At 64.1% G+C, this 11,162-nt stretch carries 10 protein-coding genes and 1 pseudogene; 8 read left to right on the top strand and 3 right to left on the bottom strand.

Translation table 11 applies throughout. The features are described 5' to 3' along the window. Positions 1-401: TspO/MBR family protein (locus I5M_RS11840; RefSeq protein WP_022721599.1), on the top strand; the 401-nt coding region annotated here is incomplete at its 5' end. Positions 402-453: 52 nt separating this feature from the next. Beyond that, on the top strand, positions 454-729 hold the full coding sequence (locus I5M_RS11835) for a hypothetical protein (protein WP_022721598.1): 276 nt from the start codon (positions 454-456) through the stop codon (positions 727-729). Between the two features lie 99 nt (positions 730-828). Here the strand turns inward: I5M_RS11835 and I5M_RS11830 are convergent, their stop codons facing one another. After that, positions 829-1,248 carry a cytochrome c family protein gene (locus tag I5M_RS11830; RefSeq protein ID WP_022721597.1) on the bottom strand — a complete coding sequence of 140 codons (420 nt, stop codon included), beginning with the start codon at positions 1,246-1,248 and terminating at the stop codon, positions 829-831. Positions 1,249-1,567: 319 nt separating this feature from the next. On the opposite strand from I5M_RS11830, the gene ppsR reads away from it, so the two are divergent. Next, positions 1,568-3,127: a transcriptional regulator PpsR gene (gene ppsR / locus I5M_RS11825; protein WP_244431981.1), complete on the top strand. Its 1,560-nt coding sequence runs from the start codon at positions 1,568-1,570 to the stop codon at positions 3,125-3,127. Positions 3,128-3,160: 33 nt separating this feature from the next. Beyond that, positions 3,161-5,116 (top strand): PAS domain-containing sensor histidine kinase, encoded by a 1,956-nt coding sequence (locus I5M_RS29600; RefSeq protein ID WP_244431980.1) that lies wholly within the window; start codon positions 3,161-3,163, stop codon positions 5,114-5,116. Here I5M_RS29600 and I5M_RS11815 read toward each other — a convergent pair. Beyond that, positions 5,113-5,793: a heme oxygenase (biliverdin-producing) gene (locus I5M_RS11815; protein WP_022721596.1), complete on the bottom strand. Its 681-nt coding sequence runs from the start codon at positions 5,791-5,793 to the stop codon at positions 5,113-5,115. The genes I5M_RS29600 and I5M_RS11815 overlap by 4 nt on opposite strands. A gap of 68 nt (positions 5,794-5,861) precedes the next feature. Beyond that, entirely contained in the window at positions 5,862-6,824 is a 963-nt protein-coding gene (locus tag I5M_RS11810) for a B12-binding domain-containing protein (protein WP_244431979.1), read from the bottom strand. Between the two features lie 187 nt (positions 6,825-7,011). Between I5M_RS11810 and bchF the strand changes: the two genes are divergently transcribed. The 4 genes and pseudogenes from bchF to I5M_RS11790 all read left to right on the top strand — a co-directional run. Further along, positions 7,012-7,605 carry a 2-vinyl bacteriochlorophyllide hydratase gene (gene bchF / locus I5M_RS29595; protein ID WP_376738677.1) on the top strand — a complete coding sequence of 198 codons (594 nt, stop codon included), beginning with the start codon at positions 7,012-7,014 and terminating at the stop codon, positions 7,603-7,605. After that, a pseudogene (locus tag I5M_RS29590) lies at positions 7,602-8,878 on the top strand (ferredoxin:protochlorophyllide reductase (ATP-dependent) subunit N). Before bchF ends, I5M_RS29590 begins: the two are co-directional and overlap by 4 nt. Position 8,879: 1 nt before the next feature. After that, complete coding sequence (gene bchB / locus I5M_RS11795) at positions 8,880-10,502, top strand: ferredoxin:protochlorophyllide reductase (ATP-dependent) subunit B (RefSeq protein ID WP_022721593.1); 1,623 nt, start codon at positions 8,880-8,882, stop codon at positions 10,500-10,502. Continuing rightward, a partial coding sequence (locus I5M_RS11790) for a DUF3479 domain-containing protein (RefSeq protein ID WP_031336114.1) occupies positions 10,477-11,162 on the top strand: 686 nt, incomplete at its 3' end. The genes bchB and I5M_RS11790, both read left to right, overlap by 26 nt.

Raw genomic sequence — 11,162 nt, 5'->3', positions numbered from 1 at the left:
CCGACACCGGCGGCTGGTATCAAAACCTCACCAAGCCGTCCTGGCAGCCGCCGGATTGGGCGTTCGCGCCGGCCTGGACGCTGATCTTCGCCCTAGCGGCGATGTCGGCAATCTATGCGTGGCGCGATGCCAAGACCCGAGCGCAGCGCGATCTGGTGATCGGCGTGTTCGCCGCCAACGGCTTCTTCAACGTGATGTGGAGCATGCTGTTCTTCACCATCCGGCGGCCGGATTGGGCGCTGATGGAAGTGCCGCTGCTGTGGCTTTCGGTGCTGGTCGGCGTCGTCGGCTTCTGGCGTCACGCGAGGACCGCAAGCTACTATCTGTTGCCGTATCTCGTCTGGGTGTCGTTCGCCGCGTATCTGAACTGGATCGTCGTGGCGCTCAACGCGCCGTTTTGATCACCCCGACGCTTGCCGGGCCAAGCTGTCCCGCCGCCGATCCGGAGCCGCCATGTCGATGATGTCCAGCCTGTTTGCCGACGGCGTCCTGGCCGACATCGTACTCATCGTCGTGGTGCTGGAGGCGATCGCGCTGCTCGCCTATTGGCGCTGGAAGCGCCGCGGCGTCGCGCCGGCCGACCTGCTGCCGGGGCTGTGTTCGGGCGCGCTGATGCTCTTGGCGCTACGCGCGGTGCTGGCCGGCTCCGGTTGGATGATCCCCACGCTGTGCCTGACTGCCGCCGGTGTGGCGCACCTCATCGACGTCACGCGGCGCTGGCGTGGATGACATCGCCAAAATGAAAGAGCCCCGGTTCGGATTGAACCAGGGCTCTATCTTTGATGGTTGTGATAGCCGAGCGAGCCGCCGCGGCTCGCCGCAGAGCGCTTACTTCAGCGTCTGCAGATAGGCGACCACGTCCTTGCGCTGCTGCTCGTTGGCCAGCTTGAAGGTCATCTTGGTCGAACCGGTGGCCTGATCGGCGTGGCCCTTGTCGGTCAGGAACTTCTTCAGGAAGGCGTTCGGATCCGGCAGGTAGGCGATGATGTTCTCGGGGGTCCAGACCAGGCCGGCCTCGCCCGAGTGATGGTTCAGCTCCGAATAGGTGAAGCCGGGAGCGGTGCCGGCCTTGCGTCCGACGACGCCGCCGAGCGCCGGGCCGACCATGTTCTTGTCGGCACGGTGGCAGGTCATGCACTGCTTGAAGACGGCCTCGCCCTTGGCGGCGTCCTGCGCCGACGCGGTGCCGATCGAAAGCGTACCCGCCGTAGCGGTGATGGTGAGAATTGCGAGAATGTTACGGACCACGTCTCTCTCCTTAGCTCGTCCTAGACTTTCGTCATTGTGTGCCTAACCCGGCGGCAGGCGACCTGCGACAACGTGCCATCCAAACTCCTTCTGCATTCACCTGTAAAGCGGTTATGACAATCGGAGCGGCGCCACTGGACGACACATTCGACTTATAGCCTTGATTCAGAAAGAATTTGCTCAGGGAATAGGTAATTCGGTGGATTTTTATGGGTTCCACCGATCGCGCCCACTTGTCAGGGCCGGAAAGTCCGAATAGTTGCTGCTTGCGACCCCTGTTGCATTCCTGTGACAAGGGCACCGCGTCCTGAGCGGTAAAATGGCTGCTAGACCTGTCCAGCCCGACATCACCCTTGTCCTCGATTTGGAGGGGGTGATCCGCGACGCAACGTTATCTCCCGCAATGGCGGCTGAGAGTGTCGACGGCTGGCTCGGGCAGGCTTGGACCGATGTGGTCGGCGCCGACGGCAGCGACAAAGTCCGTCGCATCGTGGCTGATACCCGCGCCAGCGGCATTTCGGCTTTCCGCCAGATCAATCAGCGATTCCCGAGCGGCGCTGAGATCCCTATGGAATTCACCACCATGATGCTGGGCGATCGCACCGGCATCCTGGCGGTCGGCAAGAATCTGCAGGCGGTCACCGAGCTGCACGCCCGTCTGATCGCCGCCCAGCAGGCGATGGAGCGGGATTACTGGCGGTTTCGCGAGCTGGAGACCCGCTACCGGCTGGTTTTCGAAGCTTCCACGGACGCCGTCCTGATCGTATCGGCCGTCGACCTGCGCATCATCGAGGCCAACCGCGCCGCTATTCAGGCGCTGAGTGGCGTCGATCGCATCAATGAGGATCTCAACGGCCGCGAGTTCTTCCAGGAGATCGCGCCGGCTGACCGCGACAGTGTTCGCGACATGTTGTTGCGAGTCCGCGAGCGCGGGATGGCGCTGAGCATTCTGGTTCATACCGCCCGCAAGGGCCGGCCGTGGATGCTGCGCTGCTCGATGATGTCCTCGCCCCAGGGGCAAGTCTTCCTGCTGCATTTTGCGCCGGTCGCAAGTTCTCCCGAGAACGAGGATGCCGAAGAGCAGGCAAGTCTGCGCGAGCTGATCGATCGCATACCGGATGGATTCGTCGCGCTCGACTCCAGCGGCATCATCCGACAGGCCAACCAGGCCTTCCTCGATATCGTCGAACTCGGTTCGAAGGGATCTGTGATCGGAGAGCCGCTCGGGCGTTGGCTGAATCAGCCCGGCGCCGATCTCGGCGCGCTGCTCGGCCATCTGCGGCGGTACAAAACGGTGCGGCTATTTCATACCGTGGTGCGCGGCGAACTCGGCAGCGAGACGGAAGTCGAGATATCGGCGGTGGACGGCGAGGACCGCGGCTACACCGGCGTGCTACTGCGGAACGTGTCGCGGCGCCTCGGGGGGAGCGGCGAAGGCGACGCGCTCCGCGATGCGCTCGGGCAGATCAGCAAGCAGCTCGGCCGCTCGTCATTGCGAAAGCTGGTCAAGAACGCCGTTACCATCGTCGAGAAGCATTACGTTCGAGAAGCGCTCGATATTTCCAAAGGCAACCGCACCGCCACAGCGGAACTGCTTGGATTGAGCCGACAAAGTCTTTATGCCAAGCTGAATAGATATGGGCTCGATGATAAAGGGCCCGGCCCGCAGGACGGTGACCCAGAGGATTGGTTGCCCCCCAGGCCCCGGCCATCCGGGCGTTCGAACGGGCGCCCTCTCGAATGCGGGGGGGAACCAAATCATCTCGCCGGCTCGATACAGCGGCATGGCGCGTTGCTGGTTGTCAGCGAACCCGATCACATCATCATTCAGGCCAGTGCCAACGCCACAGAGTTTCTAGGCGTACCTAGGCTGCCTTGACTGCCTTTGGCCGAGCTCGATGGCGATCTCTTGATGCGCATTTTGCCGCATCTCGATCCGACCGTGGAAGGCACGCCGATCGCGGTGCGCTGCCGGATCGGGCAGCCTGCGAAAGACTATGATGGGCTGATCCACCGGCCGCCGGAAGGTGGGATGGTGATCGAACTCGAGCGCGCCGGGCCTCCGCTCGAACTCGCCGGCTTGCTCGGCGACGCGCTCGAGATCATCCGCAATGCCGGCTCGGTGCGCGCGCTCAGCGAAGACGCCGCTTCGCTGTTTCAGGCGCACACCGGCTACGACCGGGTGATGGTGTATCGCTTCGACAATGAAGGTCATGGCGAGGTGTTGTCGGAGCGGCGGCGCCACGGCCTCGAATCCTTTCTCGGCAATCGCTACCCGTCGTCCGACATTCCACAGATGGCCCGCCGGCTCTACGAGCGCACCCGGGTCCGCGTGCTGGTGGACGTCAACTATCAGCCGGTGCCGCTCGAGCCGCGGCTGTCGCCACTGACCGGGCGCGACCTCGACATGTCGAGCTGCTTCCTGCGCTCGATGTCGCCGATCCATCTGCAGTACCTCAAGAACATGGGAGTCGGCGCTACGCTGGTGGTGTCGCTGGTGGTGGGCGGCAAACTGTGGGGATTGATCGCCTGCCACCATTATCAGCCGCGCTTCATCCATTTCGAGCTGCGCTCGGTGTGCGAGCTGCTGGCCGAAGCGATCGCCACTCGCATCACCGCACTTGAGAGCTTTGCGCAAAGCCAGGCCGAGCTGTTCGTCCAACGACTCGAGCAGCGCATGATCGAGGCGATCTCCCGCGAGGGCGATTGGCGCGGCGCGATCTTCGATGCGTCGCAGCCGATCCTGCAGCCGCTCGGCGCTTCCGGTTGCGCGCTGATCTCGGAAGGCGAGGTCCGCACCATCGGCGATGTGCCGGGCACGCAAGACATTCGCGATCTCGTGGTCTGGCTCGATCACCAGCCGCGAACCACCGTCATCGCCACGGCTTCGCTGGCGCAAGAAGCGCCAGATCTGGCGCGACTGACGAGGACGGCCAGCGGGGTCGTTGCGGCGCCGATTTCAAGCCATGCCGGCGAGTACTTGATCTGGTTTCGTCCCGAACGCGTCCACACCGTGACCTGGGGCGGCGATCCGCAGAAACCGTTCGTCATCGGCGACAGCCCCGCCGACCTGTCGCCGCGCCGCTCTTTCGCCAAGTGGCATCAAGTGGTGGAGGGGACGTCGGAACCGTGGACGCCGGCCGATCTCGCCGCTGCGCGTACCATCGGCCAGTCGGTCACGGATATCGTGCTGCAGTTCCGCGCTGTGCGGACGCTGATCGCGCAGGACCAGTTCGAGCAGTTCTCGCGTCAGGTGCGCAGCTCCGGACAGCCGGTGCTGATCACTGACGTAGGAGGGCGAATCCTCCTGATGAACGACGCCTTCCGGGACGTGTTGCCGAAGGCGCGCCAGACCGTCGTCAAGCTCGATGAGCTCGCTGATGTCGTACACGATTCCGACGAGTTCCGACGCAACGTCGCCGAGTTGATCGAACACCGCCGAAGCTGGCGTGGTGAGATCCAGCTGCGCACCGACGGCAACGAACTGCGACCGATGACTGTGCGCGCGGACCCGGTAATGCCGACGCGCGATCGCACCCTGGGTTGCGTGCTGATCTTAACCGACAATGCCGACCGTCGCGCCGCCGATGCGGCGCGCAGCCGCTTCCAGGAAGGCATCCTGAAGAGCACGCGGGTCGGTCGGATCAGGCTCGATTCGAAATCCGACCTCGTCTACCAGAACCTGCTGTCAGCCGTCGTCGAGAACGCGCAGCTCGCAGCCCTGGAGATCACCTATGGGGTGGAAGCCAGCCGGATCGCCGATCTGCTGGAGGGGGTGCGCCAGTCGACGCTACGCACCGCCGAAGTGCTCGAACATCTGGTGCTTCACGCCGCCCGCACCGCGGGCGATCCGCCCAGCCAATCCTAGGTATCAGCGGCGGCGACTGCTGTGCCCTCTGAGACAACGCGTTGGATCTCGATTGACAGCGCGATGTTGCAGGCGAAGGCTGCAGCGCCTTCCTCGACGACGCGGTCGACATCCGGAGCAGCGGCGCCGGCCTGGTCGAGCGCTTCGCGATAGGCGAGCTTAAGCGTTGCAACGTCGCCGATGTCCGAGAAATCGTAATGCGCCAATTGCTCCGGTCCGAGCCGCAGCGTCTTCTCCAGCAGTCGCCGAAGAATCAGCCCGCCATTGAGATCGCCGAGGTAGCGTGTGTAGGCGTGGGCGATCAGCAGGCTGCCGTCGCCGGCTGCCGCGGACTCGATACGGCGCAGATAGGCAACGCCGGCAGGCAGCATCGGAACGGTGTTGGCCCAGCGGCTGCCGCACAGCGCATCGAGATCGCGGCGAATGGCACCGGCGCGATCGAGTCGGTGCTTCGCCATCGGGCCCAGGATGAAGCTATCGCGATGCCGCTCGATGCCTTGTTCGAGCGCCTGGTAGGCCGGATGCAGATTGCGCAGCAGCAGCACATAGCCACGTCGATCCGCGCGTCCGTGCAGCATGTCGGCGATAAGGCCGGTGCGCTCCGCGTCGCGATGCAACTCCCGGGTCCGTCCATAGAGGGCCGCTGTTAAGCTGCGGCCCGCCGAAGCGATTTCCATTCTCGAAGTCCCGCCTTTCGGCTGCTCCTATAGCAGATTGTGCGGAGCCGGCGAACGCTGCTCCATTCTCACTGCGCGCTCTCACGCATGGCCATGAAAGCGCGTGCATGGCGCGGCGCCAAGGACCCGTCGCGGCCGATCAGATCGCAGCCGAGCCGCAGCGCCAATTCCGGCCGCGCTACCATCATCGGTCCTCCGAGCATGATGCCGACGGCGCGGTTACGCGAATCGCGACGGACAATCTCGACGGCCCGGGCGATTTCATCGAGCTTACGTTCGCTGCCGACCGAGAAACCGACAACGTCGAACCAGCGCTCTCGAACGAGCAGCGCCAATTCGTCGTCGGACTCGAACGGCCCAGTGCAGACATGCCAGCCGTCCTGCCGGAAGAACTCGGCCACCATCGCCATGCCGAAGCTGTGTTGCTCACCACTACCGAGCGTCAACAGCACGGTGCCGCCGCTGGCGTTGTCCGGCGCGAAGGCTTCGCCGATATGGCGCAGGATTCGCTGCAGGCGGCTGATAGCAAGTGTGACGTTGGCGAAGTCGGTGGTGTCGTTTTCCCACATCTCGCCGAGTAGCCGCGCACTCGGCGCGAGCAGGTTGAGCAAGATCAATTCAGCAGTGGCGCCCTGCGCGATAAGGCTTTCGACGATTGCGAAAGCCGCAGCCTCGTCGTTCTGCAGCGCCTGCATCGTGAATCCCTGAACCGGAAACGACGGGGCGCGATCGGCTGAAAGCGAAGGCTCGGATGCGGCCATCGCCCGCAACGCCATTCCGACCTGGGGGAGTATCTGGTTGTGCAGCGAACGCACGATCCCATCCGCTTTCAGCCGGGGTGGGGAACGCCACAGCGGATCGGCGAGCAGGATCGGCAATTCGCCGGGGATGGCGCCATCAATCGTGGGCGCCTCCGGCGATGGCACCGCCCTCGGTTCAGTGGTGACGGCGGTCGGGTCCGAAAACTCGTTCCAGTTGGACATGGGGTATTCCCTCACCTTTGGTGGACGTCCGAGCTCGCCGAGCGTCAAGTTTAATTTACGTATGGTTTGATTGACAGTGGCAATGTCGAAGACTAGCCTTTGTTTGTCAGCCCGCACTTTAGGGAGTAGCGCGGTGCCTCATCGAGCAGCATCAGATCAAGAAATTGGCGGTCTGGGCGTGACGGTGGCTCCCTCCCGCTTCCCCGTGCCGGTATCGCATCACCGCGACCCCTCTGTGTCAAACGGTGTTTACAGTGACGCGGAGGATTCCGTTGCTGCGGCGCGTCAAGCCGGCGCGACACCTCAGGGACAGGTTCGACAAGGCGGTCAGACACTTAATCTGCTTTACACGGCTGAGGAGCGGCTCCGCCGCGATGCAACAAAATGGACTTTGGTGCAGGGGATTCTGGCGCCGGTTCAGTTTGTCGTCTTCCTGATCAGTCTTGGACTCGTCCTGCGCTACCTCGCGACCGGCGATGGTTACGGCGTTGCCACGGCTTCGGTCGTGATCAAGACGCTGGTGCTCTACACAATCATGATCACCGGCGCGATCTGGGAGAAGGAAGTCTTCGGCTGCTATTTGTTCGCCAAGGCGTTCTTCTGGGAGGACGTGTTCAGCTTCCTCGTTCTGGCGCTTCACACCACCTATCTGGTGATGCTGTTCGCCGGCATCGGCGATGCACGCCAGCAGATGTTCGTCGCGCTGGCCGCCTATGCGACTTACGTCGTCAACGCCACGCAGTTCGTCCTCAAGCTCAAAGCCGCGCGCCGCGATGAGCGAATCGCCGCGCAGCTCGCCGGCGCCAGCATGTCCGGAGGCCGGGCATGACCGTGCATGTGCCGAGTTGCGTCGAAGGCTCTGTGGCGCGCGAAGTTCGTACCGAAAGCGGCCAGCGTGAAGTGTTCTGCGGGCTGACCGGCATCGTCTGGCTGCACGAAAAATTCAGGACGCGTTCTTCCTCGTCGTCGGCTCGCGCACCTGCGCGCATCTGATTCAGTCGGCGGCCGGCGTGATGATCTTCGCCGAGCCGCGATTCGGCACGGCCATCATGGAAGAGAAAGATCTGGCCGGTCTCACCGACGCCAATGACGAGCTCGACCGCATTGTCGCGCAGCTTCTGGAGCGGCGGCCAGACATCAAGCTGTTGTTCCTGGTCGGCTCGTGCCCGTCCGAAGTCATCAAGCTCGATCTGTCGCGTGCCGCGATCCGTCTGTCGCAGCGGTTCTCGCCCGGCGTACGCATCCTCAACTACTCGGGCAGCGGCATCGAGACGACGTTCACCCAAGGCGAGGACGCTTGCCTGGCCTCGATGGTTCCGGAGCTTCCCGCCGCGACCGACACCAAGCCGTCGCTGCTGGTGATCGGCTCGCTGGCCGACGTCGTCGAAGATCAATTCAAGCGCATGTTCGATGCACTCGGCATCGACAACGTCGCGTTCTTCCCGCCGCGCAAATCGACCGCGCTGCCGAGCGTCGGGCCGAATACCAAGATCCTGATGGCGCAGCCGTTCCTGCCAGACACCGTGCGGGCGCTGGAGCAGCGCGGCGCCAAGCGGCTTGCCGCACCGTTCCCGCTCGGTGTCGAAGGCACCACCGGCTGGCTGCGTGCCGCGGCCGACGCATTCGGCATCGACGCGGCCAAGTTCGAGCAAGTCACCGCGCCCAATCGCGCCCGCGCCGAGCGCGCACTGGCCGCGTTCAAGACCGAGCTCGGTGGCCGTCGCATCTTCTTCTTCCCCGATTCGCAGCTCGAGATTCCGCTCGCGCGCTTCCTGTCGCGTGAGTTGGACATGCAGCTCGTCGAAGTCGTGACGCCGTATCTGCACCGCGAGCATCTGGCCGAGGAGCTGAAGCTACTGCCGGCCGATGTGGCGCTGACCGAAGGGCAGGACGTCGATCATCAACTCGACCGCTGCCGCGTCGCGCGGCCCGACATCGTGGTCTGCGGCCTCGGCCTCGCCAATCCGCTCGAGGCGGAAGGCATCACGACGAAGTGGTCGATCGAACTCGTTTTCACGCCGATCCAGGGCTACGAGCAGGCGGCTGATCTCGCCGAGCTGTTCGCGCGTCCGCTGGTTCGCCGCGCCAAGCTGGTGGCCTAAGATGCAGCTCACGGTCTGGACCTATGAAGGCCCTCCCCATGTCGGCGCGATGCGCGTCGCCACCGGCATGGAGCAGTTGCACTACGTGCTGCACGCCCCGCAGGGCGACACCTACGCCGATCTGTTGTTCACCATGATCGAGCGCCGCAACAAGCGGCCGCCGGTGACCTACACGACGTTTGCTGCCCGTGATCTCGGCAAGGACACCGCCGAGCTGTTCATGAGCGCGGCTCGCAACGCCTATGCGCGGTTTTCCCCGCAGGCAATGATCGTCGGCGCCTCATGCACCGGCTCGCTGATTCAGGACGACCCTGGGGGGCTCGCCAAGTCGCTCGGCTTTCCGATTCCGGTGATTCCGATCGACCTGCCGGCGTATCAGCGCAAGGAAAACTGGGGCGCGTCCGAGACGTTCTATCAGCTCGTCCGCGCCATCGCCGGCCCGAAGGCGCCGGCGCCTGGCACCAAGCGCGCCGAGCGTGCGCCTGGCGTGAGGCCAAAGGCCAATCTGCTCGGTCCGACCGCGCTCGGCTTCCGCCACCGCGACGACGTCGCGGAAATCACCAAGCTGCTCGGCCAGCTCGGTATCGATGTGAATGTGGTGGCGCCGATGGGCGCGACGCCGGCGGACCTGACCCGGCTCGGCGATGCCGATTTCAACGTCGTGCTGTATCCCGAGGTTGCCTCGCAGGCCGCGTCGTGGCTGCAGCGCATCTTCCATCAGCCGTTCACCAAGACGATCCCAATTGGGGTCTCGGCGACGCGCGACTTCGTGCGCGAAGTCGCAGGCTTCGCGGGCATTGATCCCGAGCCAGTGCTGGCCGCCGCTTCGACGCGGTTACCGTGGTACTCGCATTCGGTCGACTCGACCTATCTCACCAACAAGCGCGTCTTCATCTTCGGCGATGCAACCCATGCCATCGCGGCGGCGCGGATCGCTTCCGAAGAACTCGGCTTCAAGGTGGTCGGGCTCGGCACTTACAGCCGTGAATTCGGCCGTGATATCCGCGAGGCGGCGGCGAAGTACGATGTCGAGGCGCTGATCACTGACGATTACCTCGAAGTCGAAGCCAAGGTCGCTGAACTGCATCCGGAGCTGGTACTCGGCACCCAGATGGAGCGGCATATCGCCAAGCGGCTCGGGGTGCCCTGCGCGGTGATCTCGGCGCCGGTGCACGTCCAGGATTTCCCGGCGCGCTACGCGCCGCAGATGGGATTCGAAGGCGCCAATGTGATCTTCGATACCTGGGTCCATCCGCTGATGATGGGCCTCGAAGAGCATCTCCTCGCGATGTTCAAGGATGATTTCGAGTTCAAGGACGGTGCGCTTCCGTCGCATCTCGGCACCGGCCATGCGCCTTTAGTCGCGCCCGCCGCCGCCGAGGTTGCCGTTGCGCTGCCGCAAAGCGCGCCGCTTGCCGAAGGCGCAGCATCAGTCCCAACGACGGTAGTTGCGTCAGCCGCTGGCGTCGTCTGGGCTCCCGAAGCCGAGAAGGAATTGCAGAAGATTCCATTCTTCGTGCGCGGCAAGGCCCGTCGGAACACCGAGCGCTTCGCCAACGAGAATGGCGTCGCGACCATCACTGTCGAGACCTTGTACGATGCCAAAGCGCATTTCGCCCGCTGACAAGACCCCGGTCCGGGTCGTCATCGTCACGCTGGACAGCCATTTGTCCGGTGCCGCCGCGCGCGCCCGCAATCTGCTGCGCAAGGACTATCCGGGAATCGAACTCACCGTGCACTCCGCCGACGAGTGGGGCACGGATGCCGTCGCGCTGGCGCGCTGCATCGCCGATATCGAGACCGGCGACATCATCATCGCCACCATGCTGTTCATGGACGATCACGTCCGCGCCGTGATGCCGGCGCTCGTCGCGCGCCGTACGCAGTGCGACGCGATCGTCTGCTGCATGTCGGCCTCCGAAGTGGTGAAGCTGACCCATATCGGCAAGTTCGACATGAGCGCCGAAGCGCTCGGCATGATCAACTGGCTGAAGAAGCTACGCGGCAAGAAGCACGAAGGTTCGGCCGGCAAGGGCGAGATGAAGATGCTGCGGCAGCTGCCGAAGCTGCTGCGCTTCATCCCCGGCACCGCGCAGGACATGCGCGCTTACTTCCTGGTGCTGCAATATTGGCTGGCCGGCTGCGAGCAGAACATCGCCAACATGGTGCGGCTCTTGATCGACCGCTACGCCAGCGGTCCGCGCAAGGCGTTGCGCGGCGTCGCCAAGGTCGAAGCACCGATCGATTACGCCGATATCGGCGTGTATCACCCCAAGATGAAGGG

This window comes from Rhodopseudomonas sp. B29, from assembly GCF_000333455.1.
Lineage (GTDB): Bacteria > Pseudomonadota > Alphaproteobacteria > Rhizobiales > Xanthobacteraceae > Rhodopseudomonas.
The sequence above is the reverse complement of the archived record's forward strand: the minus strand, read 5'-3'. Positions and strand labels throughout refer to the sequence as shown.